Source organism: Sphingomonas trueperi (assembly GCF_040545965.1).
Lineage (GTDB): Bacteria > Pseudomonadota > Alphaproteobacteria > Sphingomonadales > Sphingomonadaceae > Sphingomonas > Sphingomonas trueperi_C.
The window spans coordinates 604,024-629,992 of the sequence record NZ_JBEPMV010000002.1 but is presented as its reverse complement, the minus strand read 5'-3'; the positions used below and the strand labels follow the sequence as shown (position 1 = coordinate 629,992).

The window sequence follows — 25,969 nt, the reverse complement described above, 5'->3', positions numbered from 1 at the left end:
TCACGAGCCTAGGCGGCAAATGACTGACTAGGACAAAACCGGCCATTCGCAGTGCCAAGTCAGACGGCTAAGCAACCAGCAGGCCTGACCGGTTGCACGCTGTTCGCGTGAGTGGGCCGACAGTGGAAACCTCTAACCTCCTAACACCAATAGCCTCGTCTGGCCATCGGAAGGACAGCTCAACGCCAACGTCAGATTGCCCTTCTCTGACCGGGCACCCGTGGGCCGCGACTGCCACCTTTCGGCGAAGCGAACGGAGCCTCCTTCCATCCTTGCCCTGTTGTAAAATTGAGCAGGCGCTCAAAAGCCTTACTCAAAAGATCGTCGTCGTGAACACGTCTTATCGCGCCGATCCTCTTGATGTAACGTTCGGCCGCTTCACGAGCCTGCGGCATCTGGTCGTGGATCACGAGCGCGCCAACATGCCCGTGCGTGAGCGTCACGATCGCGTAGTGATCGCTCGGACCACCCATAGCTTCATCTTGCTCAACCAGCGTTGCCACTGCCTTTCGGATCAACTCGCGCGTATGCGCGTCGTACGACGCTCGACGGGCCGCCACTTTGAGCTGGCAATCAGCGAGTGCGTGCAATGCGAATTCATTTTCAGGGTACGCTTGGATGGACTTGTCGAACATGTCCATGGCCTGATCGTATTCGCCGATTTCAGAAAGATACTGTCCGAATTGAAGCCAGTAATGCCCATCAAGCTGAAACGCTAAGTCGAATTTCTCATAAACCTTTAAGCCTGCATAAGCAGATCCGTGCGATATTGCAATTTCCTTCAAAACATTATGACTAAGAAGATATCTGAAAAGAACCGCGTCGAGTCGGGCAACATTTTTAACGATGGGGTGTTTGTATTTTGTAAAAGTCTCCAGGACGGAACATATAGACCCCATGACTTCTTCAATATCTGCAACGGATTCGAAGATATGACGAACATAAAGTTCGTGACGAGCGGAAAGACGTCCGTTCTCGTGCTTGACGACTATGCCCTCTAGAGCGTTCATAGCGTCATCGAAGGGAAGGTTCGCGCCGCTTGCTTCAAAAGCCTCGCGGACGGCGCCAGCATCGATGCCGGCGCGCGATAGCGACCCCAGCCCGCAGATCAGCAGAAGTTTCTGCTCATCGATTGACGCGAGGGCTTCGAACTCTTTGGTAATTACATTCGTGAACGCGTCCGCGTAGGTGGTTTCCTTCAGAGCAATGAGTAGCTGGGAATTCGCATGACCAAGCCGCTCGCGCCTTTCGGCAGGCGTCATCTGCAGCAGGGCCGGCGAAGGCACATATTGCAGAAGCCGATCGATCAGAGGCTGGTAGTCCGCTTGGACGAACCGCTCGAATTTGAACGTTTTGGCATTGCTCGACAGTTGCCGCTTGAGGCGACTGTTCCACTCCCCCGTCCTAGCACTGCTGAAGATAGACATTCTGCCGGCGTGAACTGAGAGCACGTCCTCTCCAAAAGAGTCGCCGAATACAAAAGCATCGGCAACGTACACAACTATATGCTCTGACGTAACGGTGTCGGCTAGAAGGTGTAGAGCAGCCTTGAGAGACGGCACCTCGCCGCGAATCTCATAGAAGGGTGCATCGCCGTTATCACGCGAGTATCGCAGCAGAGCCTGCATCAATGCAGTTGATTTTCCGCTCCCTGCCTGGCCAACAACCATTGCTATACGATCTTTGTCGAATATCGATCTCTTCACAAATTTGAGGAGATCATCAGTCTGGGTCAGCCAAACTGGCGTTTCCGACACAGCAATACGCCAGCTTGGTGGGGCTCCTTCCAAAAATTTCCTAGACGCCGCATCTCTGACTTCTGGCGGGTACGCTATAGAATCAGCGAGGGTTTCGGAATGTTTGTGTTGATAAATGTATGTTGCAACAATGGCTGCAGAGTTGCTCAAATAGTTAGTTTTCACTGTAGAAGCCGCGAAGTCGCTAATGGCTGAAGCGACGTCGGCAGGCTTGAAGGTCGCGCCCAATTCGGATCGCAGGAACTCGGAGAAGTCTGATAGCGTACCGCGGAGGTAAACGATCTGCCGAGATTGCATTTCCAAAAGTTCGATATCACTGGGCTCGTCGGGGCTGACGAGAAAGGCTTGACCGAGGGGCTCCCCTTCCGCGGGACGAGCCCGGTCAAGCTCAAATGCGAGAATAGGCTCTTCGAGCTGGCTACCGATGAATATCGGTACGTTTGAGACGTAATCTTGGGCTAACTGCCTGTACCAATGGTGCTTTCCTGCTATCAGGGCTTTGTTGTATTCGCTATCGCTGAAAATAAATCCATGCTCGGGCTTCGCAGCGTCCCCATGGAGATGGATTACCGGAAGCGTCTCTAGGCCATGGTCAATGAAGGCCTTGTCAATCATACCATTGTAGTAGCGCCGCCGCTGGACGGAATGCGTAACACCTTCGATCGAATCGTCGATGTTCCATGTGTATAGACGCTTCCAACTGAAACTGAGCAGCGACTTCAATTCCTGAGAGGGGATTATTTCCTGGTACTGCTGCTGCAGGATTTCGTTCAATTGGTCACGGCTCAAAATACGGGGCACGCAAGCTGAGAGAACGGCCTTGAGTGTCTCCCCTTTATAGGTGACGCCGGCTTCCTCAGACACCAGCCTGGCAAGGTCCTTTCCTAATGCAACGTCTTTCCGGAAGCGGCTTTGAGAGGTTTTCGACGCCCCAGCACCTAGGACGAGAACCGCCCTGCCGCGACGAATCGCCCTGAGGAGGTAGTTCTTTGCCTGCTCGTCCACTGCCAACATGAAAGCCTCCATCCCCCAACTTACGCAAGCCTCTACCTCACAAAGCCGTGCCGGGGAATTGCTGCGTCGTCGCCGTCACTCTCAACGAATGCTTTTGAAGGACAACGACGAGCTTGGATGCTCAAGGTGGGGCGCTGGCCGCGACGCGCTATCGCGCCAACGACTGCTTTCGGCGCTGGCGGCCATTCACATCTCGGCAGTTAGATGGCCGGCTCTGGTCGTGAACTGCCGCAGGTGATGGGTCCGCGCGATTGGGGCAGGAGGCTCAATCGCGCCATCGGGCAATGCAGTCCGCGACCTGGTCAGCTCCGGTCATAGTCAGTGCCAAATAAGCGCGCCGCCGATCTTCCGGATCGTTGGTGCGATAGATCAGGCCCTCTGCTTCCAGCGTACCGATCCACCGGAGCGCTGTCGTTTGCGGCACGTTCGACGCGATGCACAGGCTGGACACGGAAATCGATCTGCCGCGCTCACGCGCCAGGAACAGGTCGATCAGCATGTCCCACCCCGGGTTGCTGGCGAGCTTCGATCCGAATGCCTGCAGCTGCAAGTTACGTCGGCGCACCTCGCAGGCCGCGGCTTCGGCGAGCGTAGATCCGGTCGGGTGTAGGTATCGACCGGGTGCAGGTGACCTCTCGAGATGTTCTCGAAGCGTGGTCAGCCCGCCGTAAATCGCCTCGAGTGCGGCCGATGCAGGGTCCCCAAAGCGATCACCAGCCACGTTGGGTATGCCCAGAAACCCTGGGCGAGAATATAGGCTCTCGGAACGATCGCCGGTGTTGCGAAGTGCGCGACGTGTGTCGCCACCACGATCAAGCTGAACGCAGTTGCCCATAACGGCCAGAACCTCCCTGAACCAAGCGCCAACCAAAGGAACCAGCAGAAGAGCAGGACGTCGATCAGGAAGATCGTCGTCTGAACGGGAGCGAGGCGCTGTACCACCGGAACGGTCCAGACTGCCAAGGCGGACGCGATTGACGCTAGAAAAAGGGCAATCGCGCCCGCACGCTCGTCTTTCCCGCCGCGTTCGATCGCTGCGACGGTCACGCTCACCGCTACGAACCAATAGATGATTGGCAGAGCTTTTTGGATGATCATGTTGCAGCCGAACCCCGTTTGAAGCCCGGCCTACTATGATCAGGCTGCAATGTCTTCGGTCCGAACGGCCGTGAGAAACGTGCTTTCAAGCGGTTTCTCGTAGCCGCCGCCCGCGGCGACGATCTTGAGCTGATCCTTCACGTCGCTCAGCTGGTTGTGCGTGTCGACGAGTTTCGCGCGCGCCTGCCCTATCAGGCTGCAAGCCTGGAGAACGCTGTCGATCACACCCTGGCCGACGGTCGCCGCCACCTTCGCGCGGATACGCGCCTGCGGCAACGCCGCGCTCAGCGTGGCAACCGCGGAGATCGCGTCGTCGAAGGCAATCTCTGCCTCGTGCAGATCCCGAACGACGTCCTTCATCACCTTCAACCGAATGCTTTGCATTGATGCCCCTTCCTGGAACCGTTTCCGGCTCCATCTGCTCATGGGTGCAGCAACTGACCGAGCGCCTGTAGGCTGCTGATCAGCGCGCCGAACCCGACCACGACGCCCACAGCAATCGCAGCAACCCAGAATAGGCGTTGCGAGGAGGTGAGGTGGTTGATCGGCGCGCCTTCCGTGGGGAAGGGCAAACCCAACACCTCAACCAGATCAGGCGGTGCAGCACCACCCAACGCTGCTGACGCCTCGGCATCGCTCGTAGTGCTGCCGGCGGATATACCCGGCGAGGGGGGCACCAGTGATTGGGGTATGTTCGTTCCGCCATGGATTAGTCTGGCGGCGACTTTTCGCGATGGAACGCCAAGGCGCTGTGTCGCGTTCTTGATGTGCATGTCGACCGTTTCCGGCGACAGTCCCAGCTCTCTGGCTATCTCCTTCGTTTCGTAGCCTCTGTACACCCAGCCAAGACATTCGACTTGGCGCTTCGTCAATGGCGCTGGCGAATTGCGTAGTTTCTCGGAGTCACCTCCGGTGATGGTCGCTCCCATGGCAACACCCCCCCCCGACTCGGCTCATGCAATCTTCTGAAGATGAGGGCTTGCTTACATTAAGAGAAGTACGGGATACTGCGCATCGGGAGTGGAAAGGTTTTCCAACGTTTCGATGGAGTCTTTGCGCATGATTGATACTGCAATTGTCCTACAAGGCTTCGCCATTACCGGTGAAGAGCGGATGGAGTGTGCTAAGCATACTTAACGGGACGCGGTGAAATCCGAGGGCCTTCGTGGCGGTAAGTACGCCATTCCATCAGAGTGCCGAATTCAACTGCATATCTAAAATACGTTAGCGTTCCGTAACGGAATGTGTAGCAGCTGCTGCTGGGAACGCGGTGCTTCAGGCCGTCGCACAACCTGCTGAGGGTAAGCAGTCGGCAGAGCCACTGGAACGAAACAGCGTAGACGTACGGATTTTTCCTGAGGGCGGCGTACCGTTCCCGGACACGAAACGACTTGGCCGAGCGCAAGGTTGTTGCTTAAATGTGTCCGCGCATTCGCGCATTATTGGGGGCTTTATGATCAAACTTCTTGCCTGCGGCTGGTTGGCCGCAGTCTCTACACCTGTGTCTGCGCAGGATCTCGCTGCGACGCCAACCGCGACGGCAGCGCACGTGATGCCATCGAATACGTTGCTGACCGTTACCCCGGTTGAGGAGATCAGCTCGAAGAAGATCGATGTCGGCAGCAAGGTTCGATTTGTCACCATTGGCGACATCACGGAAAACGGCGTCGTGGCGGTCCCGCGCGGCTCTTCCGTAACCGGGGAGGTTACGTTCAAGACCGGCAAGGCGATCGGCGGCAAGTCCGGCAAGTTCGAAGTCGCGTTCCGCACCGTGCAGGTCAGGGGCGTCGACTACACGTTGTCCGGCGTCCACCGCCAAGAGGGTAAGGGCAACACTGCAGCAGCGCTGTTGGGTTCCATCCTCGTCTCGGGTCGCTCCGCTGTGATGCAGCCAGGCCAGGAAGCACGCGCTTTCACCGCAGCGCCGATTCCCTATTGATCCTGTTGCACCGCCGCCACTCATGCGGGCGGCGGTGCATTGCCCGAAAGCTCAAGCTTCAACGCAGTCGTGAAGCCGCCGCGGTCGTCTATTTGGTGGTTCACCTCCGATATCAGCCAGCGCTGCGCGTCGATATCGGCCTTGAACCCTTCAGCGGTCGCGGGCTGCTCGGGTGCCAGATCGGGGCGGCCGAAGGCGAGGGTGAGATCGAGGCTGCGCGGCGCACGGCCAGCGCGCTTGGCCTCGGCCGCTGCAGCCCGCTTTGCCTCGCCTTCGCTGGCGTAGACGCGGGATAGCTTCCGCTCGGCGCCGTCGCCGGTGCCGGCGCTCACCTTCTTCTTCTTCGCACCTGTCCGATCGTGCCACTCCGCCACAACCTTGCCGGCAGCTTCGCGCTTCTCAACGCGGTAGCTATGCCGATCGCCGTCGCGGCGGCGGATAGTCACGCCGGGCAGGGGCTTGCCGGTGGCAGTGATGCCGGCGCCGATCGGGGCAAAGATCAGGCATCCGGCCTTGATGGTGGCGACGGCGTCATGCTCGCGCCCCAGGCGCCGCAGCAGCGCAATGTCGCTCTCCCGCTCCTGCGATGCCGCTTTGACCGCGATCGACGCCAGAGCGGGCGCGCAGCGCGCCTGCAGCTTGTGCCTGCCGGCGACTGCCTGCACGATCGCGCCGAGGGTGGTGTCGTGCCAGCTCTGCTCGCGGCGCGTGGTGAGCGCACTGGCGAAGTCCGCCGCACTGGCGCGGATGGTGACGGTGTCCGGCGGCCCGGAGTGCTCCACCTCGTCCACCTTGAACCGCCCCTTGTCGACCAAGCCGATCGCTACGCCGTTACCAGCCTTCCACCCGAGCGCGACGGTGAGCACCGCGCCCTCGGGCGGGAGCGAAAGCCGCCCGTCGCTATCGTCGAGCACCAGGTCGAGCTGGTCGGCGTCGCCGCCGCGCTTCTCGGTGATCCGCAGGCTGATCAGGCGCGGGCGGATCTTCGGCGACAGATCCTCGCCGTCGAGCGTGATGCGGAACTCGGCGGTGGGCGTCACGCGGCCGCATCCGGCGCTTCGAGCAGGTCGATGCCAAAATCGATCTGGCGCGGCTGACCATCGGGCAGGAAGTGGCGGTGCCGTTCGTCGACCGCGGTGATCACGAAGTTGCCGAGCACATTGCCGCGCCCATCGACTAGCGGCCAATCCTCGCCCTCGGCCGCCATGTCGATCAGCTGGTCTAGGGACACGCGGCCGTCCGCCAGCTCGACATGGGTGCTGCCCGAGAGCGTGACGGTCTCCAGATCCGCGCCGGTGAACTGGATCGCATCCTTGGCGCCGACGCGCCCGTTGGTGGCGAAGCGCCAGGCGCGTTTGCGCTGCAGCTCGTCATAGGCGAGCGTCTCGATCGCGAAGACGAACATGCCCAGGCTCAGCAGCTTCACAGGTCATCTCCATCGGGGCGGTCGGCCATGGACGTGCGGCGGCCTGCGCCGGCGCCGGAGCGCAGCAATTGCTCGAGCTGGCTGCGCACCTCTCGCGCCAGGTCGCGGCTCGATTCCCCCGATTGCTGCTGGATCACGATCGTAATGGGTCCGAACCCAGCGGGCGAGGCGCTCGGGCGCGCAGCCGCCGGAGTCGCGCTGCCGGCGCCGATCGCCAGCGCCGCGGTGCCGGTGGCGACGGCATTGGCAAGGCGACTGGTGAGCCCGTCAATCCGATCGACGGGCCGGTCCTGATCGCGCGCGAGGCCCTGATCGAGCCCCTGCATCATGAACCCGCCGAACGACGCGAACACGCGCGAGGGCGAGTGGATGCCGAGCTTGCTCTTGAACCAGCTCGCCGCCGCCGAGGCCGCGCCGACGATGGTGTCCTTGAGCCGCCCCAGCATGCCCGTAATGCCGGTGATGATGCCGCGCACGATGTCGCCACCGGCGGAAATCATGCGCTGCCCAAGCGGCCCGCGCATCCAGGCGAGCAGCGCCGTGAAGCCTTGGATCAGCAGCCCCACGGGGGAGAAGTTGAGCAGGATCCGCCCGACGAACTGGATCGCGGACCAGGTGGCCGACTTGATGCTCTCCCACACCCCAGCAAACCAGGTGCTGATTGCGCCCCAATTGGAATAGATCGCATAGCCTGCGGCGGCGAGCGCCACCACGGCGAGCACCACGCCCCCGACGATGCCGATCAGCGGCAGCATGCCGATGCCGAGCAGCGCGGCGGTCGCGGACAGCGCGGCGAAGGGGGCGACCAGGCCGGCGATCAGGATGGCGCCGCCGCCCAGCACCAGAAACAGAGCGGCGAAGGCGGCTGCGCCCACGGCCAGCGACCGCGCCAGCACGGGGTTGGCGGCCGTCCATTTGGTGACGCGATCGGTGAAGGCGTTGGCGCGCTCCAGCACCGCGTTGACCGTGGGCAGCAGCTTGGCGCCGAGCGTCACGGCGAGGGCGGTGCCGCTCACCTGCAGGCGCTTGGTCTGCTCGGCCGAGTCTTTCATGCGCTCGGCGAAGTCGCGGTCGGTGGTGCCGCCGGCCGCCAGCGCCTCCGCGCGGATGCGCCGATATTCCTCCATGTTGGCGATCAGCGGGCGCAGGCCCTGCTGCACCTGGGCATCTTCGAACAGGTTGCCCAGCTTCGACATGTCGCCCTTGAGCGTCTTGTTGGTCAGCTCGGCAATAGCCTCCAGCGGCGTCTTGCCCTCGGCATAAAGCTTTTTCAGCGCCTTCGGCAGGTCCACGCCCATCTTGTTGAAGGCGCGCACGGTTGCGGGCGAGCTGATCTTCTGCAGCACGTTCTGGACGTTCGTGGCAGCACTGGCGGCATCGCCGGCACCTTTCCGCGCGATCTGAAGCGCGGCCGAGAGATCCGCGACGGCGCCGACGCCCTTCTGCCCGAGCGCCTGATAGCCGGCGGTGAGCGTGGGGAAATACTGCGCCATGTCCTTCATCTCGAAGGCACCGGCCTTGCCCGCCTGCGCCATGATGTCGATCGCGCGGGCGGTCTGCTCGATCGGAACCTTGAGGTTGTCGAGATTGGCGAAGCTGGACGCGGCCAGGTCCGCGATCTCCGCTTTGTAGGCGGTCGCGGCGCGGCCGATCGGCGCGATCATCTGGGCGGCCTTGGCCGGGTTCAGGCCGAAGCCGCTGAGGACGTCCACGCCCTGCTGCAGGTTCTCGGGCAGCTGGTTGGCGGCGCGCGCGGCGACGAGCAGCCCTTCGCCCATCTTCGCCGCCGCAGCGCGGGTGAGGTCGGCCTTCTGGGCGATGTCCGTCATGCCCGATTCGAACTGCTGAGCTGCGACGACGGCGCCGACCAGCGGCGTGCCGATCGCACGGCCCGTTTCGATCGCGGAGAAGCCGCTCGCCGCCATGCCGGCGGCGGTGCCCTGCAGCGCGCCGAATCGCTCCCGCGCGGCGCCCATGCGGCGGGCGCGGTCGCTGGACTGCTGCAGCCGGCGGCTCTGCTCTTCGAGCTGGTCGTTGGTGCGGGAAATGGCCTGGCGCAAGTTGCGCTCGTGCTGGACCAGCCCGCCCGTGCCGAGTCCGGCCTCCCGCATGCGGTCGCGAAGCCGCTGCAGCTCCGCGTTCTCGCTCTCGTGCTGGGCCTTCAGCGCCGCCGCTGCGCGCTTGGCGGCGTCGAAGTCGCGGGCGAGCTTGCGGGAGGGATTGTCGGCCGCCTGCATCTGGCGCGCCAGCTCGGCCACGCGGCTGCGCGCGAGGCCAAGCTGCTGCTCGGTCCCGCGCAGGTCGTTCTTCAGCGTGCGGAAGGAGGCCAGATCGGCCTGGGCGCGATTGAGCTTGGCGAGCTGGTCGCGGGTTTCCTGCAGCGAGCGCGCGGCGCGGCCCGAGCCGCTGGCGATATCGCGCAGTGGCCGGGACACCTTGTCGCCGGCTTCGAGCAGCATGCGGATGCGCAGATTGCGGTCCATCGTGTCAGTCCTCGATGCCGTTCATGGCCTTGAGCCGTTCGATCGCGCGGGCGTGCCAGCCCATCAGCTCGGCCACGCCCATTTCGTCCATGACGGGCGGCGGCCAGTGAAAGACCGCCGCCACGTCCGCCATCACGTCTTCTATGCTTCGTGGGAGACCGGCTTTGCGGCCTTCGGCAGCAAAAAATCGATCACCTCGGTTCCGAACTGCAGCATGTCGTTGGGCGCCATCGCGGCGGCGAAGGGCTTGTGGATGGTGGGGCTGGTGATGCGCGGCGCCAGCGTCTCTAGCGACGCCACGTCGAGGTTGATCAGGCTGTTGAGCGCAAGGCCGCGCAGCTCGCCCGAGCCGGGCTTGCGGACGGTGATAACAGTGCCGGCGGCAAGCTGGACGGTGCCGTTGATGGTGATGTCGTCGTCGAGCGTGAAGGTGCTGGTAGCTGCCACGGAAGGGCCTTTCAATCAGGGGGGGAGGGGGTGGGGGCGTCAGTCGAGCGCGGCGGTGATGGCGGCGAGGCGATCGACACCGCCCACGCGGCAGACGCCGTTCAGCACGTCGATCTCGACCAGCTCTTCGCCGTTCCAATCGAGCCGGAAATAGGCGCACTGGAACTTGCACTTGAACTCGCCGCCCTCGCCGGGCTTCATCTCGCCGAGGTCCATTTCCTCGTAGCGGCCGCGCACCGTCACTTCGCCGGTGTCGACGTTGCCGGTGCCTTCGTCCTGCCAGGCGCCAGCGAAGCGCAGATAGGTGCCGGCGATGCCCGGCAGCGCGAACTGGCGCAGGATCGACAGCTCGGGGCCGCCGAGGGTGAATTCCAGCTCCATCGCCTCGGCGCCTTGGTCGAGCTTGACGGTGCCGTCCATGCCGGCGCCGCGATAGTCTTCCAGCTTGCGGGTGAGCTTGGGCAGGGTGACCGAGGTCACGATGCCGCGAAACGAGTTGCCCTCCGAATAGAGGTTCATGTCCTTGAGCTTGCGGGGCAGGGCCATGGAGGTGCCTTTCGATCAGATGAGGGGAGGGGTGCGATCAGGCGGCGACGCCGGCAGCGAAATCGGCGAAATAGGTGTCGGTGATGCGCTGCTGCAGGGCGAGGTTTTCGAGCGGCGGCACCGGCGTGAAGTCGTAGGGGATGGCCAGCTTGCCGCTTGCCAGCGTGTCGGGCGTGTTCTGCTGGGCATCGTACCAGGCGCGGCCACCGATGATCTGGCCCGCCAGCTTCATCTGGCGCAGCGTGCCGTTGATCGTCTCCACGATGTCCTTGGCCAGGCTGGGCCGCAGCGGCTTGTCGATGGCCCACAACATGCCTTCGGCGATCGTGTCGCGGATCACCTGGGCGGTGCGCACCGCACTCTCGAAGGCAAAGAGCGGCTCGTCCGAGCAGGTGCGCGAGCCCCACACGCGAAAGCCGTTGCTGGTGCGGACGAGGGCGCAGACTTCAGCGGCATTGAGCAGGTTCGCCTCGCAGCCCGGATCCTGAATATCGAACTGGATATCCTTGGTGATGCCGGTCACGCCCGCGACCGCGACATTGCTGATCGTCTTGTGCCAGCCCTGCTCCTGATCGATGCGGGCGCGAAGGCCCAGCACGCGCGCGACGCCGTAGCTCACCACCGCTTCGCCGGTGGTGGCGTCCGCCGCGTAGAAGTCAGGGTAGACGAGCATCAGCTCGCGCGCCGAGAAGGCGCCGCGATAGGCGATTGCGGCGCTGACGTCGCCGCCGATCGCCGCGGCATAGGCCATGCCGCGCAGCTTGCCCGCGACGATCGCCAGCGCTTCGGTGACGGCTTGGACATCAAGGCCAGGCGCGCCGATGATGCGCGGCTTCACCCCGAGCTGCGCCTCGGCGGCCAGCAGCGCCTGCATGCCGGTCTTCTGGCCCTGCGCGGTGATGGTGCCGATAGCGTTGGCGGTCTTCTCGGCGGCGTTGGCACCGTCGGCGATGCGGACGAGCACGATCGGGCAGCGAACCTGATCGGAGATCGCGCGCAGCGCACCCGCCAGCGTCCCCGTGGCACCGGCCTTGCCGATCGCCGCCTCGGCATCGGTGATCAGCACCGGCTTGTTGAGCGGGAAGGCGTCGGCATCCGCGCCGGGGGCCGTGGCGACCAGCCCGACCACTGCCGTTGCAACGGTGGTGAGCGGGCGACTGCCGGTGTTCACTTCGGTGATATTGACGCCGTGCTGATAGGCCATGGCTTGGGGCTCCTAAGCGGTGACAGTGAGGCCGCTGCGCGTGGCGAGCGGTGCGGTGATGCGGGTGCGAGCGGCGGCGCCGGGCAGGTCGGTGCGAACGCCGTCAACGATGACGATCGCGCGGCCAGGCTCCGGCTGCTCGAGCGCGACGCGGGTCACGCGAATGCGTGGCTCCCAGCGCTTGAGGGCCAATGCCGTGGCGGCGAAGATCCGGATGCGGAGCGCGGGGTTGGCGGGCTGGTCGATCAGCTCAGGAATGAGCGAGCCGAAATCGCGGCGTCCGACGCGGGTGCCGATCGGCGTCGAGAGAATGCGCCCGATCGACTGCGCCAGGTGCGCGTCGCCTTCGAGCGGCTTGCCGGTGGCGGCATCCATCCCCCTCATTGCGGCGCCCCGGAGACACCGTTGCCGGGCTGTACCTGCAGGTGCTTGTGGCCCTTGAGGCTCTTGCTCCCACCGACAACGTCGTCGGTGCTGGTGATCTTGCCCGTCGCGTCGAGCTTGCCGTTGAGCTGGACATCGGCGTTGAGGGTGAGGCCGCCGGGGGCGGTGATCTCGGCCGCGCCACTCTCGCCGAGCGTGATGGCGAGCTTGTGCGCCTCCGCGTCGTAGGAAAGCCGCGTCCCATCCGGGAAGTCGACGAGGAAGGTGCCGTCGCTGGTGGGGGCCGGGTGCGCCTCGCTGTAGAGCGCGCCAAGGATGATGCCGGCCTCGATGTCGCCCTCGGGGCAGAACAGCATCACCTGCTCGCCCAGGCTGGGGGGCGACCAGATCCGGACGGCACCGGCGCGGGGAGCAGCAAAGGGAATGTCGCCGGTGAGCAGCTCGCCCACGCGCACGCGCACCGTGCCCTCGGCAAGATCGAGGCTGTCGATCGTGCCGAGGCGCATCAGGTTGCCGATCAGCCGGCGTGGATCGTTGAGGTCGCTCACGGTGCAGGACTGTGCCGCCGGCATTGCGAACGCGCGCGGGTTGGAGCTTGTGAAACATGGTATTCACAAGTCAGCGCTGTCGCGACGTGAGCTACGATGACGTGCTAACGCTCTGACCGTCGGGAAATCACCTGTTTAGTTATAAGGCTGCGGGCAATGTTCTGATCCGATGAAGCCTTATATAGGGTCGAGGATCATTAGGAATTTTTGAACACTCAATGAGCGAAGAAGACAGAATGAAGCCCGCAAAACCCATCCTATATCAGCGATATAGCCGTCTCCAGGCTCGCAATCTCCTAGCACCCAATGAGCCGTTCACCTCAGGTGCGGGTCAGTGGGGCTTGCAAGGTATTTTGCCTATTCCAGGGGCGCCGGGTAGCTTCGCATTCTTCGTCAGTTTGGGTCAGAGCACCGGCAGTCATACATTTGATGAGGGCATCAGCACTGAGGGAATTCTGCGTTGGCAGTCTCAGCCGAAGCAACATCTTCTCGATAAAACTATTCTTTCTTTGATATCACACGACGAGGCAGTGAGTGATATTCATTTCTTTTTAAGAACTTCAAGTCGTAGAAATGGCGTTTCCGAAGACTACACATATTTGGGGCCGCTGAGATATATATCGCATGACGCTGAGCGAGAGTATCCGGTGTATTTTGCGTGGGAAGTTATCAACTGGCCAATTCCAGATAACGTATTGACAAAGATGCGACTGGTTCTCGATAAGGAGGAGGGTCGCCTAGACGTCGCCGAAGTCACTCGACCGGCGCCGGGTCTGACGGCCATAGCGGCGCCAGTTGGTCGGTCGTGGGGAGAAACAACCCGTACTTTCCAAGCTCGCAAATTTCGACGCAAAACCGAGCAGGAGTCCAGGGCGCTAGGCTTGGCTGGTGAGCTCCTCGTAGTTGATCATGAACGGCGAATTTTGGCGCAGGCGGGGCGTCCAGACCTGGCAGCAAAAGTGGATCACATATCCGTCAATGCGGGTGACGGTGCTGGATATGACATTAGGTCCTTCAACTTAGATGGTAGTGACCGTTTCATAGAGGTTAAGACTACAACTGGTGTCGCTGGAACTCCATTTTATATTTCCGCTAACGAAGTTGATTTTAGCGAATTGGTAAAAGAATCTTTTTTCATATACAGGGTTTGTGAGTTTGATCAGAAGAGCAATTCCGGGAAGTTTTACCTCATAAATGGAATAATTTCGGACTCACATTGTCTTAAGCCTGTCTTATATCGAGCGGTTGCGAAGCCTGATTGTTAAAATGTTAAATTTAATAGAGCCTTTGTGATTTTGTATTCTAGAAGGGTTGAAGCTATTCTAACGGCGAACTTGTAATGGCGCCGGCCGCAATTTTTACCGCGACTCCCCGCGCGACATCGTCGATGCGGGCCTGGGTAGCGGCCGAGTCATACTTACTCTTGGCCGTGCGGCAGATGTTGACGTCGCGGGTATGGGTGACGCCTTCATGCTCGAAGGTCACCGAGGCCGTGCCGGCGATTGCGTCTACGCTGTTGATCGTCGTCTTCATGAGATTGCCTTTCCTGTTCAGATGCCGACTGCGCGCCAGTCGAAGCCGTCGATTTGGTTGATGGAGGTGGAAGCGGCAGTGTATTGGACCATCATCGTTGCGCCGAACTGATCGCGCGCGATGCGCTGGACGAAGACATCGAAGCGGCCGTTGCCGGAGCTATTCACCCCAACTGCCGAGACGTTGACCGAGTTGGGGTCGCTGAATGGCACGGGGAATTGGATACCGACCGCGCCTTCGCTGAACGGTCCATAGACGGTGCCCCATTGCTCGATCACCCCATTGGGGCGGCGCTCCCAATAGCCTTTCTCGTTCGCACCGAAGCGCGAGCCGTCGTTCAACAGCGCGAATTCGGAGGCCTGGCGGCCGTCGAGCAGATCAGCGTCCAGGCCGGAGCCGGCGCCATCGTTGCTGACACGCCAGACGTCGGCAATGTGGTTGTCGAAGACGACGTTGCCCATGTCGCTCGCATCGATCGTGACTTTGACGCGCGAACCCGACCAACCGATCTGCACGACGTTGGGGAGCTGGCCGATGCCGGTACCCTGCCGAACGGGCCAGAAGCCGAGGCGGCCGATGATATCGGCATAGTACGCGCCGTCATGGCCATCGAGCAGATCGGCGTCGAGCCCGGAGCCCGAGCCATCATTCCCGCTATGCCAGATCGTGTAGGCGACGTTTCCTAAGCTCCAGCCGCCAACCTTTAAGCGATTGTCCGTATCGATGCCGACATAGGTGGCGAAACTGCCTGGCCGATGGAACGCCATCATGGCCGCGCCGACGCCGTTCCCGCGCACTTCTATCTCGCCGGCACCGCCCCCTGCGATGCCGCTATTGCCGGCAGCGTTCGCATTGAAGATCACCTGGCCCGTTGCGGTGTCGCCGCCTCGATTGAGCGGCGTGTATCCCAAATGGCCGAGGATGTCGGCGTACCAGGCGCCGTCGTGGCCATCCAGCAGATCGGCATCCAGGCCGGAGCCGGCGCCGTCGTTATTCGAGTGCCAGGCGCGGCCTCCTTGAACGCGCAGCTCGCCCGTCCCACGAGACATCAGGAACGGCGTGTCGATGAAGTTTCCAGCATCATCGAAGCGGTTGATGTAGAAGTCGCTGCCGAAATTGCCGCCAATTTCTTCTGCGCTGTTCATGCCGATGTCCCAACGCGCGCGGCCGAAGCGACTGCAGCGCGTGTAGGCGAGGTTGGTAGACGCAGCGTCGTAAATGAGGGAGAGATCGCGGCTATGGGAAATCGCAAGATTCCCGGTGAAGCGGTCGCCCGCGCGGTCTGCCGGCGCGTATCCCAATCGAGCAGGAATGTTCGTGTAGTAGCTACCCTGCTGCCCATCGAGCAGATCCGCGTCGAGACCGGAGCCGGCACCATCGTTGCTCGCGCGCCAAATGTCGCTGCCCCAGCTCGCGAGGCGAGTGGACAGCGCGAAGCTCAGTCCCTTCGGGGTGACAGTGCGACGATCGTCGGTACCGGCGCTCGTCTCGGCGTCGGTGGCCAGCTCGGCAACGCCTGCGGTGTCGGTGGTGGCGGGCGGGTTGAGGAAGTCGGCGTTGCCGAAGGTGATGCTGGTCGCCGCAATGTCTGCGAAGCGCACGTCGAGGGCGAGGAGCAGCATCGCCTGGGGAGACTTCTCGACCAGCACGTCGGCCTGCCCATAGGCGGCGAACAGCGTCCCATCCGACAGGTAGAGCGCGATCGACCGCACCGCGTACAGCGCGTTCGACTCGTCGCGCACGGTGACGTGGATCGTGTCAGCCGCGACCGCGTCCCCCGCGATCGTGGTGATCCGCTTGATCTCGCCGGGCAGGGTGGTGGTGGCAGCACTCGGCGTCGTGGCGGTTGCCGACACGCCGACCGACGCAATGCGCACCGCGTTCGTGCCATCCTTGGCGGCATTGACGATCGCGGCGCGGCCAGCGTTGGTGACGGTGAGGGTGAAGGACATTGGCGGGGCTCCGATCAGGCGGCAAGCGCCAGGCGGGTGAAAACGAGGGGCCGAGCGGCGGCGATCACGCCGGTCGCACCGTTAAAGCGAAGCCCCTGGGTGAAGGTGAAGTGCGAGCGTACCGGCTTGGTGCGGCGCACCTCATTGATCACAGCATCGGCAAAGGCGGCGGTAGCGGGCGCGCCGTCGCCGCCGCTCAGCTCGACGGCCATGGTAAAGGTGTGGGGCTCACCCGGCGGGTCGAGCTGCCACCACTCACGCAGCGCTACGGCGCCGCCGAAGGACTCGACGACGGCGCGCACCGAAGACGCGGTGCCTTTGTGGCGCTGGATCTCGATCGCGCGGCGCACGCGGGCGCGCTTCACTTCCTCCGGCCAATCGCTCGACCAGGCGTCGATGGAAACCGCCCAGGCCAGGTAGGGAAGCAGCGGGAGCGGGCAGGTGTCCGGATTGATCAGGTCGCGCAGCGGTACCGGCAACGCGCCCACACGCGCAGTCGCCGCCTCGATCGCGCGCTCGAGCGCGGTCACGTTCGGGGGCAGCAGGCTCCCGGTCATTCGCCGATGCCCCCATAAGCGACGTTGATCGCGGTGCAGAAGGCGGCTTGGGTGCGGTTTACGACGATGTCGGCCGCCGGCTCGGCAAGCACGGCATTTTGCACGCCCTCGGCATGAAGGGCAGCGAATATGCCCGAGCGCGTCACGTCGAGCCCCAGGCGGTGCTGGCGGTCGCGATATTCCTCGACGCGGCGCTGCGCCTCGGCGAGCACGATGGACCCATCGGGGCCGCTGTACGTCGTGAGGGTGGCGGTGATCTGGTAGGGGATGATCGTCGCGGACTGCACCATCACCGCGTCGGTGAGCGGGCGCACCGTCTCCGACGAAACGTGCGCCGCAATCTTGGCGAGCAGCTCGGGGGAGGCGGTGCCGTCGCCCAGGCGCGACAGGATGGTGACCAGCACTTCTCCCGGTGCCGGGCTGGTCGCGCTGGCGTCGAGCACGTCGCCGTCGGCCGAGCGGGCGTGGTAGATATAGGCGCCCTCGGGGCCTGCTACCGAGAAGCCCTCCGGCGCCAGCACCAGGCGGGCGCGAAGCGAGGTGTCATCTTCATAGGCGGGCGGCACGTTGTTGGCAGGATCGCCGGGGTCCAGCTCAAGCCGGGTGACGTTCATCAGCGCCGCGAGGTGATCCAGATCGGAGCCGGTGGCGAAGGCCGGCATCACCGCCTTCGCCGCGTCGTTGATCACACCGCGAAGGAGCAACTCGCGATAGGCGGAAATCTGCAGGATCATCACCGCCGGATCGGACTCGACGGTCGCGTCGAAATCCGGCTTCAGCTCCAGCAGCGCAGCGAGCATCTCGCCATAGATCTGCTCGAAGCTAAGCGGCTCGATCACCTTCGGCGCCGGCAGGCGCGAGAGATCGACTGCGGTGAACGTGACGGAGGTATCGGCCATGCCGCCCATGTCGCGGGCGCGTGGCTGTCCCGGCTAGCGTGGCGGCTTGTGAAAGACCCGTTTCACAACCTCAGGCGTTGAGATGCCGCAGCATCAGGTCGAGCATTGCACCGGCTTCCGCGTCGGTGACGCCGAGGAGCGCACGCCGCGCGTAGCGTACCGGCTTCGCCTTGGCGGCGGGCCGGTCCATCAGTCCATCTTGCGACACGCTGGCGATCTCCGAGGCGCGGCCGGCGAACCCGATCCATGCCTCGCGGTCGGTCGCGCCTGCGCGGAGGTTGCGCCCATTGCGGAGCTTGCGGAACATGGCGGCGCGCCGAATGCTGCCCTTGCGCCGATACTTCCCCGCGCCCTTGTTCTGCTCCTCGGGCTCTAGGGGTAGCCAGCGGTCGACCTTGTCCCAGAAGAAGCTGCGCACGCCGCCGGCCTCGACGTCGAAGCCGGTGAGCAGGTTGCCCTCGTGGGCCCAGCTCTTCATGAGCACCAGGCGTGGCTCGGCAGCGCCCTTGGGATAGAGGAACTTCACCGCATAGTTGCCGGGGCGCGGCGCGGGCTTGGCCTTGCGTGGCGCATAGGCGCTGCCATCGGGGTTCTGCTGGCGGCCGATGCGCGCGGATTGCGAGCGCTGCAGATCCTTCGCCATGGCGCGAAGAATGCGGCGGCGCTCCGGTGGCGCGGTCGCGCGCAGCAGCGCGCCCGCGATCCGCTCCAGCTCGGCCAGGTCGCCGCTCATTCGACGAGCCGCGGTTCGGCCAGATGCACGGCGTTGAAGCCGCCCTGCGCCAGCGCTTCCACGGACACCGCCTCGGTCAGCTCGATCCACAGCGACACGTCGGCCGCGTCGGCGTCGAGGAGTTCGGACTCGAAGCGGAAGGGTTCTTGCTGGCCCGCTTCGAGCAGCTCGGGCTGCGCGTCCGCAATCCAGGCGAGAATCGGCACCATCAGCCCGTCAATCGATCCGGCATAGTCCTGGGCGACGATGTTGAGCGTGTCGCGATATTCGAAGGCCAGCCCGCCAGGCCGCGCGGCGACGCGGCCCTTGTCGACGAACAGGCTGAGCTTCGACGGATCGGCGCCGAGCTGCGGCACATGGGCCAGCAGCACCTGGCGGAGGGCATTGGGTTTCTCCATCGCGACGCCCCTAGTTGCTCACCCGCGCCAGGCCGCAGCGACTGACCTGAACCACCGCCAGAGCGGGCTGGTCGAAGCCGGAGGCGTTGGCGAGGCTGACGTTGACCTGAATCACCGAACCGGGCGCGGTAATGAAGCCAGGGCCTCCGTTCGCCGGGTCCATGTTCGGGTCGGCAAGGTCGATCATCTGCCCGTTAAGCGGTGCCGTAGCGCCGCCGGCATCATAGCCATAGGCGCTCAGCAGGTAGCCGAGCAGGTCGTTCGTGTTGCCGCCCTGCGGGATGTTGTTGAGCCCCGACTGCTGCGCCTTGGCATCGGGGGTCCCCCCGTTCCGCACATACCCAACCAGCTCGGCACCGGAGAACAGCTTGCTGCCGGCGAGCGGCACCACTCGGCCCACCGGGCGCAGCTTGTCGGTGAGCGCAATCTCAGACCCGCTGCCCGCGATCGAGCTCTGATACAGGCTGACATTGTAGCCGGTCACCGCGACCATCGACGTGCCCGAGGGCTTGGCCGCGCCGGAGCTGACTTGATAGGTCGCACCGGCCGTGTTCGCAGTCCCGCTCAGCAGTGCCTGAATGAAGTACGAGCTGGTGCCGGCGTACAGCGTCGCGCCGATGACGATCGAGCCGGCACCCTGGCTGGTGTCCATCGATTCGATCGTCAGCGTCGTGCCGGAGATCGAGCCCGTGAACTTCGCCGACCGCATGGTCCCTGCCAGCGTGATCGTCGTCATCGGATAGCCATCCGGATCGGTGCCGGTCTTGTCGACCGTCACCGTGATGTCGGCGCCCATCACGGCGCTGCTTCCCGACAAGGTCCAACCCTGCGGCACGGAGCTGGCCGGCGGCGGCGAGGCGAAGCCGGCGGCGATGACGCTGCCGGCGCCGCCAGGGGTGAGTAGCGGGTTGGTGTGAACGAAGCCGGGGTGCACCCCGATCGTATCGGTCGCGATCGTCGCCCCGTTGCTCACCGGCAGCGGGACGCGCGATGGCAAGCCCGAGTAAGTGCTGCCGAAGGCCGCATTCAGACGCTGGTGAATCGCCCGCGCGACCTGCTGCGAACCCCAGGCGGTGAAGTGCCGGTCATCGCGGTAGAAGCCTTGCTTGTTGAGATAGGTGGTCGGGCCCGAGGCGGGATCAGCAATGAGGGCGTTCGTATCGACGACGATCACATTCGGGGTCGCATTGGCGTGGCCCGATGCATAGTCGAAGGTCTTCTGCCAGGCCGCGAAGTCCATCACCGACTGGCTGGAGCCGCCTACCACCGCGCCCGCCTGATTGACGCCGAAGGGCGGCTCGTTGAGGATCACGATCAGCTTCTGCGGCGCGTTGGCGCGCAGGTACGTGATATAGCTCTGGAACCGGGTGCGCGCGCCGCTGTCGAGATCGTTGTCCGCGCCGCCATGCATGATCATCACAATGCCCGCCGGGTGCGCGGCAGCATAGTCGATGCCCTTGTTGGTCGAATCGCTGCCTCGGTACCAGGTGGGCGGGGTGCTCTGCGTCGCGGCGGCCGAGGTGTTGGACGAGGTATAGGTAGCGGGGCGGCGCGGGATCAGCGATCCGTTGAAGGTGTTGGAGGCAGAAATGCCGAAGTTTGGGTAACGGCCGAGGCGCAGGCGATTATTGGAGGCCTGCGGCACCAGTGATGCCCAGGACAGCATCGATTGACTGGCCTTGTAGCCGCTGCTGCCCAGGCCAGCACCAAGGCCATTCTCGACCCGGCTGTCGCCGAAGGCGATATAGTCCCAGTTCGGCGGCACCACCGGCGATACCGTCGAGGCGTCGTCGTTGCTGATCGTGCCGGTGCTGGTGACCGTATTCAGCCCCGAGGCGGTGACGGTGAGCAGGAAGGTTTCGTCAGGCTCGACGGCAGTGTCTCCGGTCACGAGCACCGTGATCGTCTTGGAAGTTTCACCTGCCGCGAAGGTGCCGCTGCCGCTCGGTAAGGCTCCACCGAAGTCCGCGGCGCTCGCCGGGTTGCTACCGTTGCCCGTCACCGCCCAGGCGAATGGATAGGCGGCCGTCGAGCCGTCGCGGTTGAGCGTGAGCGTCCAGGTGAACGCGGTGGTGCCCGAGTTGCCTTCGGCCTTGGTGACCGCGCTGGAAAGGCTCAGCGACGGCTGCGGGGTGGGCTGGGGGCTCGGCGTGGGCGTTGGCGCAGCTGCCAGTGCGACGGCGCTCAGCAGCGCGCTCAGGCCCGTTGCCGAAGTGCCGGTCAGGAACACCCGCTTGAAGCGCACTGCGATCGTCTGCCCCGTGGCGATCGAAATCGTGCGGTCCTTGCCGGCGGCCGTCCGCAGCTTCACCGTGCCGGCGTTCCCGCCGCACGCGATTGCGGAGGCTTCCTGCTCAAGGTCGACGGTATCGCTCGGCGTGACCGGCACGGCATCGGTCGCGGGCGCGAGCGCCTGCAGGGCGGAGAGCATCTGCGATTGCAGTTCGGCGGTTGCGGCTTTGGCCATTTCAACGGGTCTCCGGTTCGGGCTTGCAGGTTCCAGGGGCGATCCACTCCACCAGGCGGCGGAAGCGGACGCGCTGGTCGCGATCGTGGAGCACCAGGCCGCGCAGGGCGGCTCGTAGCGGTGCCGGGATTGTGGCGACCTGATCGGTCGGGAAGGCGGGCGGCGCCTCGGGGCAGACGAGCAGGTCGGCGGGCGGCGTATCCTTTACCGGCACGGCGACGACGTCCACCGGGCGGTGCTCAGTCGTGCGGCTGCAGCCCGCCAAGGCGGTTGAGAGCAGCAAACCAGTTGCCATCGACGCGGTCATCGTCGCGAACCTGCGCATCGGCTTTCTCCATGGTGTTGATGGCGGCGGCCCGGTCTTCGGACTCGGCCTGGGCGGTGGTGCGGTCGCGGGTGGCCTTTGCCTGCTGTTCGGCTGCAGCGGCGGCGAGCACGCGCGCGGTGCCGGCAAGGGTGGCGGCGCGGAAGGCGGCGAGATCCTGCACCGCCTCGGCGCACGCGCCGCCGCGCGGCAGCTTCACCTTGTGGCGCTTGCCGGCGGCGTCCGCGCGCTCGACGGTGGTCGCATCGGGCGAGGCACCGGCGTAGGCGCAGGTGGCCTTGGCCCAGCTTGACCAAGCGTCGCGGTCCGCTCGGGCGCGGCGATCGTCAACGTACAGGGCGGCGATCGCGAGGCCGAGGGCGATAAGGACGAGCCAGCTATTGCCCGCCCAGGCGTGGAGCGCCTTGAAGGCGCCGACGATCAGCTTGATCATGCGGTTCCCTTTTCCATCATGAGGGCCAGGCGCTCGGCGCGGGCGCCGACCTGGCGCGCCCAGAGCGACGCGCGCATGCCGGCGGCGGTGCCTGCGAAGTCGCCGCGCTGCATCTTCGCAAGCGTGTTCTTGAAGCCGAGCAGGCGCGCGATGCCCATGTTGAAGCACATGTTGAGCAGCACCCGCTGGCGCACGTCGCTGAGGGTGCGCCACCAGGGCAGCTTGGCGTCGAGCTGGCGTTCGCGGGCGTCGATGTCGTTCGCGAGCAGCGCGCGCGACTGCGTGCGGGTGATCCCGTTCGCGCAGACGCTTGCCACGGTGATCCCAAGCGCAGCGGTTTCCGCCTTGGAGATGCCGACGTCGTCGAGGTTGCGGCCAACGCCGATCGTCCGCTTGTTCGCGGTGCAGCGATACACCCTGAACTTCTCGTTTTCGTCGCGTATCAGCTCGGCTTCCAGCGCGACGCGATCATAGCTCACTGCTCGCCTCCTTTGCCGAGGAAGCGGTCGCGCAAGGTGGCGGGGATCGTGCCGGCGACGTCGGCCGCCGCTGCGATGAACCGCGGCGTCGCCTCAAAGGCGATCATGCCGATCGTGAAGGCGATGCCCTGCAGCACGAAGGGATCGAGCGACCAGATCGCGCCGATCGCGCGGCCGGCGAACCACGAAACGACGATGCCCACCGCAAGCTGCGTGAAACGCTCGCGCCAGGTGAGACCCTTGCGCCAGGCGAGCGCCACCGTGGCGCCGATCGCGCCGGGGGCGATACCCGACAGGAAGGCGAGAAATGCATCGAGCAAGGCCAGGATCTTCTGTTCCATGGTCAACTCCAGAGCTGGACCGTCTCGCGCACCGGCGGTGCCTGGGCGGCGATCGGGGGGAGGGTGACCGGCGTGCCGATCGGAAGGATTGGGCCGCGATCGGCCAGGCCCGGGTTGGCCGCGAGCACGGCATCGAGCGCCTCAGGGCCGAGGCCGCGCTCGCGCCACAGCAGCTCGTCCAGCGTGTCGCCCTGTCGCGCGGTGAGCTTGTCCGTCATCAGAGCAGCTCGACGCTGGTGCGGGTGCGGCCGAGGATCCGGCGCACGGCCTGCAGCGCGTCTCGGCGCAGCTCGCCGATCGAGTCGTCCAGCTCGTCCACCTTGCGCTGGCCAGCGCCGGTCAGGTCGACGTCGCGCTGCCGTTCGATCAGCAGCGCCTTGGCGCAGGCGCCCACGGCGAGCTGGTACAGCACGACGTTGCGGCTCAAGCCGTCGACGGTGGAGCTGGGCACCTCAGCGAAGCTAACGGCGGCCTGCTCGGCGCGCCAATCCTCGAGCTGGTCGTTCGTCCAGATGATCGCTTCGCGCACTGCGTCGCGCAGGCGTTCCGCCGGCATCTCGGCGGGGATCCGGCGCGCCTTGCGCAGGTCGGCAACGTCGACGTCGGGAAACCAACCGTCGTTGACGATCGGCGCGCCATCGGGCGCAGCGGGCGGTGGCGTGAGGATGGGGGAGCAGGCGAAGGTGCTCATGCCAGCACCATGGCGGCGATCCGCACCATGGAGGAGATGACGCCTGCCAGCGCGACGGCGGCAATCGTCGCGCTGCCGAGGCGGACTCGCCAGCGCTCCGCGAAGGTGGCATCGACTGCCGCCAGCACGAACCCGCCCGCGCAGAGCGCGAGAGCGGCGAAGTTCAAGAGAGCGGCGGCGGACATCGGATCGCGGTTCCTTCGGCGTCCCCGGCAAACGGGGGTGGGGACCGGGTCCGCGACGGCCCTCAGCCCGAAGGCCCTCCCGTCGCGCGCGATCCGCCCCCGAGCGCCGGGGGCGAGCTGGTCAGGCGCCCTGCTGGGGCGCGGGTTCGGTGGTGGCCGGAGTGCCTGCGTCGAGCAGCTTCTCCAGCTTCTTGATGTTGCCCTTCACGCCCGCGCGTTCGTCGAGCTGGTGCGCGCGGCGCAGCGCACCGAGCGCCTTGCCGAAGGCCGGACGCTGATCGTCAGCCGGGAGCAGCGCCTCGGCCGCTAGCGCGGTCTCCTGGCCGATCGCCTTGTAGAGCTTGGCGCGGATCTGATCGTGCATGTCAGCGTCGGCGGTGAGGATCTCGACATCGGTGAGGATGCCCAGGTCGAAGCGCTGGCCAGCACCTTGCGCCTTGATCGCGGCGGTGGCGATCTCCTCAGTGACCAGCGCGGGCGTCGTGCGCTGATAGCGCGCCGGCATCGGCAGATCGTGTAGCAGCATATATTCGGCCAGCTCGACCGCGCCGCGATATTCGCCGACGTCGATCAGCCAAACCATGATGGTGGGGATCACCTCGTCCGCGACCGTCTTGCCGGCCTCGGCTGCCGCCGCCAAGCGCGCCATCACCCACTCGCGATAGGCGGGCAGCATCTCGCGTTTGGCCTCGATCTTCTTCTCGATCGACTGGATGGCCTTGAGCCTGCGCATGTCGTGCACCAGGCGCAGCATGATCTGGGCATCGGGGCCCTCGCCGAGCGATGGGTCCAGAGCGGCGGGTTCTTCGATCGCCGCCCGCGCCGCGTGCTGCAGCGTGTGCAGGCGCGCGGGGCTGGCGGAGACGATGGGGGAGGCGAGCAGGGGTTCCTGCCCGCCCTCGCCCTCCTGCGCGGCAACGACGGTGCTGGTGTGATCGGGCTTGGCCGAGGCGGCGAAGCGGTCACGATGCTGGCGAGCTGGGCTCATGGTGCGTTCCGGTGCTGGGTGGATTGAGGGCGGGCAGACTTGACGCAGAGCCTCAGCTCTTCGGGCCAAGCTTGATGTTCTCGACCAGGGCGGCCTTGCCGTATTCCTCGACGACGAAGGCGTCGTTCACGCTCTCGTAGTTGGCGATCTGGTCGTAGGCCGATTCCTCGACGATGTTGCGGCGCGCGGAGCCCGTCTGCTGGTAGTAGGACAGGTTGCTGAGGCTGGTGACCATCAGCGCGTTGGCCGGGAAGTTCGGCACCTGCATGGTCGGCTTGCCGCCGAGCTGGCGGCTCGACAGGATCACGTCGCGCGCGAGGATCTCGGTGGCGGTGTTGCCGGCCTCGCTGACGATCTTGAAATACTTCTCGTGAACGAGGTCGCTGCCGACAATCACCACCAGGTCGGTCGCGCCGCGGAACTGCTCGTGCAGGAGATTGTGGATCACGTCGAAGACGAGCGCGTCGAGGTTCTCATAGTCGGCGCTGCCGGTGTCCGAGACGTACACCTTCGCCTGATCGAGGCCGCCATGGGACAGCACGCGATTGGGCGCGTAGGTCCGCATCTTGTAGAGCCATCCATAGTTGACGTCCTGCAGCAGCGGATAGGTGACGCGGTCGGTCTGCGCCTTGGCGTCCACGCCGTTGAAGCCGATGGTGATGATGTCCTGCGCCTTCTGCACCAGCACGGCATCGCGGCAGAGCTGCTGGAATTCTGGGCGGTGCGACCAGGCATCGAGCAGCGCATACGGCCACGCATAGTCGTAGTCGGTCTTCTTGCAGGTGTACTGGTCGATCGCGTCGCTGCCGAACGGGCTGGTGGGGCGGCGGCGGTTGCCGGGGACCGACAGGTCGGTGCGGCCTGCGAGCGTGCGGGTGACGCCGACACCAACACGGTCACCGATCTGCGCCACCACCGGCACGACGTTGATGCGCGACAGGAAGTCGCTGGTGGTCTGGAGCTTCGCCAGCAGCTTCTGCTCGATCGCAGGCGCGACGGCGAACTTCTTGATCTCGGTCGAGCCGTTCGCGAAGAAATGGCCGTCCAGGTTGTTCAGCTTGGCGAGCTGGCCAAGGTACGAATTGAACAGCACGCGGGTGTGGTTCTGCATGGAAATTGCTCCGGGGTGCGGGGAGGGGCGC

32 protein-coding genes are annotated in these 25,969 nt (G+C 64.6%); 2 read left to right on the top strand and 30 right to left on the bottom strand.

The annotated features are described in order from the left end of the window. Positions 1–191 precede the first annotated feature (191 nt). The 5 genes from ABIC35_RS06820 to ABIC35_RS06800 form a co-directional block, all read right to left on the bottom strand. Entirely contained in the window at positions 192–2,771 is a 2,580-nt protein-coding gene (locus ABIC35_RS06820; protein WP_183049404.1) for an SIR2 family protein, read from the bottom strand. Positions 2,772–3,036: 265 nt separating this feature from the next. Next, entirely contained in the window at positions 3,037–3,270 is a 234-nt protein-coding gene (locus ABIC35_RS06815; protein WP_354278358.1) for a MarR family transcriptional regulator, read from the bottom strand. Between the two features lie 158 nt (positions 3,271–3,428). Next, entirely contained in the window at positions 3,429–3,869 is a 441-nt protein-coding gene (locus ABIC35_RS06810) for a hypothetical protein (RefSeq protein WP_354278357.1), read from the bottom strand. 39 nt (positions 3,870–3,908) lie between these two features. Next, entirely contained in the window at positions 3,909–4,253 is a 345-nt protein-coding gene (locus ABIC35_RS06805) for a hypothetical protein (protein WP_183049403.1), read from the bottom strand. A 38-nt stretch (positions 4,254–4,291) separates the two neighbouring features. Continuing rightward, complete coding sequence (locus ABIC35_RS06800; protein WP_121077788.1) at positions 4,292–4,798, bottom strand: helix-turn-helix domain-containing protein; 507 nt, start codon at positions 4,796–4,798, stop codon at positions 4,292–4,294. Positions 4,799–5,322: 524 nt separating this feature from the next. Here ABIC35_RS06800 and ABIC35_RS06795 point away from each other — a divergent pair. After that, positions 5,323–5,808, top strand: coding sequence for a hypothetical protein (locus tag ABIC35_RS06795; RefSeq protein WP_147425886.1), 486 nt, complete (start codon positions 5,323–5,325; stop codon positions 5,806–5,808). Between the two features lie 20 nt (positions 5,809–5,828). Here ABIC35_RS06795 and ABIC35_RS06790 read toward each other — a convergent pair whose 3' ends face one another. The 9 genes from ABIC35_RS06790 to ABIC35_RS06750 are packed head-to-tail and all read right to left on the bottom strand — an operon-like array spanning position 5,829 to position 12,846. Further along, entirely contained in the window at positions 5,829–6,848 is a 1,020-nt protein-coding gene (locus ABIC35_RS06790; RefSeq protein ID WP_121077784.1) for a contractile injection system protein, VgrG/Pvc8 family, read from the bottom strand. Continuing rightward, positions 6,845–7,234 (bottom strand): phage tail protein, encoded by a 390-nt coding sequence (locus tag ABIC35_RS06785; RefSeq protein WP_121077782.1) that lies wholly within the window; start codon positions 7,232–7,234, stop codon positions 6,845–6,847. The genes ABIC35_RS06790 and ABIC35_RS06785 overlap by 4 nt, the downstream gene beginning before the upstream one ends. Continuing rightward, the gene (locus tag ABIC35_RS06780; RefSeq protein ID WP_354278356.1) at positions 7,231–9,717 is read right to left on the bottom strand and encodes a phage tail tape measure protein; all 2,487 of its coding nucleotides are present in this window, start codon (positions 9,715–9,717) and stop codon (positions 7,231–7,233) included. Before ABIC35_RS06780 ends, ABIC35_RS06785 begins: the two co-directional genes overlap by 4 nt. Positions 9,718–9,721: 4 nt before the next feature. Continuing rightward, positions 9,722–9,850, bottom strand: a complete 129-nt coding sequence (locus ABIC35_RS06775; RefSeq protein WP_121077781.1) for a GpE family phage tail protein — start codon at positions 9,848–9,850, stop codon at positions 9,722–9,724. 8 nt (positions 9,851–9,858) lie between these two features. Beyond that, positions 9,859–10,164 carry a phage tail assembly protein gene (locus tag ABIC35_RS06770; RefSeq protein WP_121077779.1) on the bottom strand — a complete coding sequence of 102 codons (306 nt, stop codon included), beginning with the start codon at positions 10,162–10,164 and terminating at the stop codon, positions 9,859–9,861. A gap of 39 nt (positions 10,165–10,203) precedes the next feature. Next, complete coding sequence (locus ABIC35_RS06765; protein ID WP_121077777.1) at positions 10,204–10,710, bottom strand: phage major tail tube protein; 507 nt, start codon at positions 10,708–10,710, stop codon at positions 10,204–10,206. 37 nt (positions 10,711–10,747) lie between these two features. Next, entirely contained in the window at positions 10,748–11,914 is a 1,167-nt protein-coding gene (locus ABIC35_RS06760; RefSeq protein WP_121077775.1) for a phage tail sheath subtilisin-like domain-containing protein, read from the bottom strand. A gap of 12 nt (positions 11,915–11,926) precedes the next feature. Next, positions 11,927–12,298 (bottom strand): GPW/gp25 family protein, encoded by a 372-nt coding sequence (locus ABIC35_RS06755; RefSeq protein WP_121077773.1) that lies wholly within the window; start codon positions 12,296–12,298, stop codon positions 11,927–11,929. Beyond that, positions 12,295–12,846, bottom strand: coding sequence for a phage baseplate assembly protein V (locus ABIC35_RS06750; protein ID WP_354278355.1), 552 nt, complete (start codon positions 12,844–12,846; stop codon positions 12,295–12,297). The genes ABIC35_RS06755 and ABIC35_RS06750 overlap by 4 nt, the downstream gene beginning before the upstream one ends. A 218-nt stretch (positions 12,847–13,064) precedes the next feature. On the opposite strand from ABIC35_RS06750, the gene ABIC35_RS06745 reads away from it, so the two are divergent. Further along, positions 13,065–14,111 (top strand): DUF3427 domain-containing protein, encoded by a 1,047-nt coding sequence (locus ABIC35_RS06745; RefSeq protein WP_121077769.1) that lies wholly within the window; start codon positions 13,065–13,067, stop codon positions 14,109–14,111. Between the two features lie 52 nt (positions 14,112–14,163). Here ABIC35_RS06745 and ABIC35_RS06740 read toward each other — a convergent pair whose 3' ends face one another. From ABIC35_RS06740 to ABIC35_RS06665, 16 genes are all read right to left on the bottom strand, one after another. After that, entirely contained in the window at positions 14,164–14,379 is a 216-nt protein-coding gene (locus tag ABIC35_RS06740; protein ID WP_121077767.1) for a hypothetical protein, read from the bottom strand. Between the two features lie 17 nt (positions 14,380–14,396). Continuing rightward, a complete protein-coding gene (locus ABIC35_RS06735; RefSeq protein ID WP_121077765.1) occupies positions 14,397–16,331 on the bottom strand; it encodes a gp53-like domain-containing protein in 1,935 nt (644 codons plus the stop codon). Positions 16,332–16,345: 14 nt separating this feature from the next. Continuing rightward, positions 16,346–16,888: a phage tail protein I gene (locus tag ABIC35_RS06730; RefSeq protein WP_121077763.1), complete on the bottom strand. Its 543-nt coding sequence runs from the start codon at positions 16,886–16,888 to the stop codon at positions 16,346–16,348. Further along, a complete protein-coding gene (locus ABIC35_RS06725; protein ID WP_121079466.1) occupies positions 16,885–17,787 on the bottom strand; it encodes a baseplate assembly protein in 903 nt (300 codons plus the stop codon). The genes ABIC35_RS06730 and ABIC35_RS06725 overlap by 4 nt, the downstream gene beginning before the upstream one ends. 70 nt (positions 17,788–17,857) lie before the next feature. Continuing rightward, positions 17,858–18,520: a phage virion morphogenesis protein gene (locus tag ABIC35_RS06720; RefSeq protein WP_121077761.1), complete on the bottom strand. Its 663-nt coding sequence runs from the start codon at positions 18,518–18,520 to the stop codon at positions 17,858–17,860. After that, positions 18,517–18,918 (bottom strand): phage tail protein, encoded by a 402-nt coding sequence (locus ABIC35_RS06715; protein ID WP_121077759.1) that lies wholly within the window; start codon positions 18,916–18,918, stop codon positions 18,517–18,519. Before ABIC35_RS06715 ends, ABIC35_RS06720 begins: the two co-directional genes overlap by 4 nt. Positions 18,919–18,928: 10 nt before the next feature. Then, on the bottom strand, positions 18,929–21,385 hold the full coding sequence (locus tag ABIC35_RS06710) for a spike base protein, RCAP_Rcc01079 family (RefSeq protein WP_121077757.1): 2,457 nt from the start codon (positions 21,383–21,385) through the stop codon (positions 18,929–18,931). A 1-nt stretch (position 21,386) separates the two neighbouring features. Then, positions 21,387–21,614 (bottom strand): hypothetical protein, encoded by a 228-nt coding sequence (locus ABIC35_RS06705; protein ID WP_121077755.1) that lies wholly within the window; start codon positions 21,612–21,614, stop codon positions 21,387–21,389. Positions 21,615–21,624: 10 nt separating this feature from the next. Then, positions 21,625–22,143: a hypothetical protein gene (locus ABIC35_RS06700; RefSeq protein ID WP_121077753.1), complete on the bottom strand. Its 519-nt coding sequence runs from the start codon at positions 22,141–22,143 to the stop codon at positions 21,625–21,627. Continuing rightward, positions 22,140–22,622, bottom strand: a complete 483-nt coding sequence (locus ABIC35_RS06695; RefSeq protein WP_121077751.1) for a glycoside hydrolase family protein — start codon at positions 22,620–22,622, stop codon at positions 22,140–22,142. Before ABIC35_RS06695 ends, ABIC35_RS06700 begins: the two co-directional genes overlap by 4 nt. After that, entirely contained in the window at positions 22,619–22,963 is a 345-nt protein-coding gene (locus ABIC35_RS06690; RefSeq protein WP_121077748.1) for a hypothetical protein, read from the bottom strand. The genes ABIC35_RS06695 and ABIC35_RS06690 overlap by 4 nt, the downstream gene beginning before the upstream one ends. A gap of 2 nt (positions 22,964–22,965) precedes the next feature. Next, on the bottom strand, positions 22,966–23,181 hold the full coding sequence (locus ABIC35_RS06685; protein WP_121077746.1) for a tail protein X: 216 nt from the start codon (positions 23,179–23,181) through the stop codon (positions 22,966–22,968). Continuing rightward, a complete protein-coding gene (locus tag ABIC35_RS06680; RefSeq protein WP_121077744.1) occupies positions 23,181–23,654 on the bottom strand; it encodes a head completion/stabilization protein in 474 nt (157 codons plus the stop codon). The genes ABIC35_RS06685 and ABIC35_RS06680 overlap by 1 nt, the downstream gene beginning before the upstream one ends. Continuing rightward, entirely contained in the window at positions 23,651–23,839 is a 189-nt protein-coding gene (locus ABIC35_RS06675; RefSeq protein WP_121077742.1) for a hypothetical protein, read from the bottom strand. The genes ABIC35_RS06680 and ABIC35_RS06675 overlap by 4 nt, the downstream gene beginning before the upstream one ends. 121 nt (positions 23,840–23,960) lie before the next feature. Further along, positions 23,961–24,827 carry a phage terminase small subunit gene (gpM, locus tag ABIC35_RS06670; protein WP_121077740.1) on the bottom strand — a complete coding sequence of 289 codons (867 nt, stop codon included), beginning with the start codon at positions 24,825–24,827 and terminating at the stop codon, positions 23,961–23,963. Positions 24,828–24,879: 52 nt separating this feature from the next. Beyond that, positions 24,880–25,938, bottom strand: coding sequence for a phage major capsid protein, P2 family (locus ABIC35_RS06665; protein WP_121077738.1), 1,059 nt, complete (start codon positions 25,936–25,938; stop codon positions 24,880–24,882). Positions 25,939–25,969 lie beyond the last annotated feature (31 nt).

Excerpts from the sequence above, each read along its gene's own strand:
- ABIC35_RS06820 (WP_183049404.1), bottom strand. The coding sequence starts at position 2,771 with ATGTTGGCAGTGGACGAGCAGGCAAAGAACTACCTCCTCAGGGCGATT.
- ABIC35_RS06815 (WP_354278358.1), bottom strand. The coding sequence starts at position 3,270 with ATGCTGATCGACCTGTTCCTGGCGCGTGAGCGCGGCAGATCGATTTCC.
- ABIC35_RS06810 (WP_354278357.1), bottom strand. The coding sequence starts at position 3,869 with ATGATCATCCAAAAAGCTCTGCCAATCATCTATTGGTTCGTAGCGGTG.
- ABIC35_RS06805 (WP_183049403.1), bottom strand. The coding sequence starts at position 4,253 with ATGCAAAGCATTCGGTTGAAGGTGATGAAGGACGTCGTTCGGGATCTG.
- ABIC35_RS06800 (WP_121077788.1), bottom strand. The coding sequence starts at position 4,798 with ATGGGAGCGACCATCACCGGAGGTGACTCCGAGAAACTACGCAATTCG.
- ABIC35_RS06795 (WP_147425886.1), top strand. The coding sequence starts at position 5,323 with ATGATCAAACTTCTTGCCTGCGGCTGGTTGGCCGCAGTCTCTACACCT.
- ABIC35_RS06780 (WP_354278356.1), bottom strand. The coding sequence starts at position 9,717 with ATGGACCGCAATCTGCGCATCCGCATGCTGCTCGAAGCCGGCGACAAG.
- ABIC35_RS06775 (WP_121077781.1), bottom strand. The coding sequence starts at position 9,850 with ATGGCGGACGTGGCGGCGGTCTTTCACTGGCCGCCGCCCGTCATGGAC.
- ABIC35_RS06765 (WP_121077777.1), bottom strand. The coding sequence starts at position 10,710 with ATGGCCCTGCCCCGCAAGCTCAAGGACATGAACCTCTATTCGGAGGGC.
- ABIC35_RS06760 (WP_121077775.1), bottom strand. The coding sequence starts at position 11,914 with ATGGCCTATCAGCACGGCGTCAATATCACCGAAGTGAACACCGGCAGT.
- ABIC35_RS06755 (WP_121077773.1), bottom strand. The coding sequence starts at position 12,298 with ATGAGGGGGATGGATGCCGCCACCGGCAAGCCGCTCGAAGGCGACGCG.
- ABIC35_RS06745 (WP_121077769.1), top strand. The coding sequence starts at position 13,065 with ATGAGCGAAGAAGACAGAATGAAGCCCGCAAAACCCATCCTATATCAG.
- ABIC35_RS06740 (WP_121077767.1), bottom strand. The coding sequence starts at position 14,379 with ATGAAGACGACGATCAACAGCGTAGACGCAATCGCCGGCACGGCCTCG.
- ABIC35_RS06735 (WP_121077765.1), bottom strand. The coding sequence starts at position 16,331 with ATGTCCTTCACCCTCACCGTCACCAACGCTGGCCGCGCCGCGATCGTC.
- ABIC35_RS06730 (WP_121077763.1), bottom strand. The coding sequence starts at position 16,888 with ATGACCGGGAGCCTGCTGCCCCCGAACGTGACCGCGCTCGAGCGCGCG.
- ABIC35_RS06725 (WP_121079466.1), bottom strand. The coding sequence starts at position 17,787 with ATGGCCGATACCTCCGTCACGTTCACCGCAGTCGATCTCTCGCGCCTG.
- ABIC35_RS06720 (WP_121077761.1), bottom strand. The coding sequence starts at position 18,520 with ATGAGCGGCGACCTGGCCGAGCTGGAGCGGATCGCGGGCGCGCTGCTG.
- ABIC35_RS06715 (WP_121077759.1), bottom strand. The coding sequence starts at position 18,918 with ATGGAGAAACCCAATGCCCTCCGCCAGGTGCTGCTGGCCCATGTGCCG.
- ABIC35_RS06710 (WP_121077757.1), bottom strand. The coding sequence starts at position 21,385 with ATGGCCAAAGCCGCAACCGCCGAACTGCAATCGCAGATGCTCTCCGCC.
- ABIC35_RS06700 (WP_121077753.1), bottom strand. The coding sequence starts at position 22,143 with ATGATCAAGCTGATCGTCGGCGCCTTCAAGGCGCTCCACGCCTGGGCG.
- ABIC35_RS06690 (WP_121077748.1), bottom strand. The coding sequence starts at position 22,963 with ATGGAACAGAAGATCCTGGCCTTGCTCGATGCATTTCTCGCCTTCCTG.
- ABIC35_RS06685 (WP_121077746.1), bottom strand. The coding sequence starts at position 23,181 with ATGACGGACAAGCTCACCGCGCGACAGGGCGACACGCTGGACGAGCTG.
- ABIC35_RS06680 (WP_121077744.1), bottom strand. The coding sequence starts at position 23,654 with ATGAGCACCTTCGCCTGCTCCCCCATCCTCACGCCACCGCCCGCTGCG.
- ABIC35_RS06675 (WP_121077742.1), bottom strand. The coding sequence starts at position 23,839 with ATGTCCGCCGCCGCTCTCTTGAACTTCGCCGCTCTCGCGCTCTGCGCG.
- gpM (WP_121077740.1), bottom strand. The coding sequence starts at position 24,827 with ATGAGCCCAGCTCGCCAGCATCGTGACCGCTTCGCCGCCTCGGCCAAG.
- ABIC35_RS06665 (WP_121077738.1), bottom strand. The coding sequence starts at position 25,938 with ATGCAGAACCACACCCGCGTGCTGTTCAATTCGTACCTTGGCCAGCTC.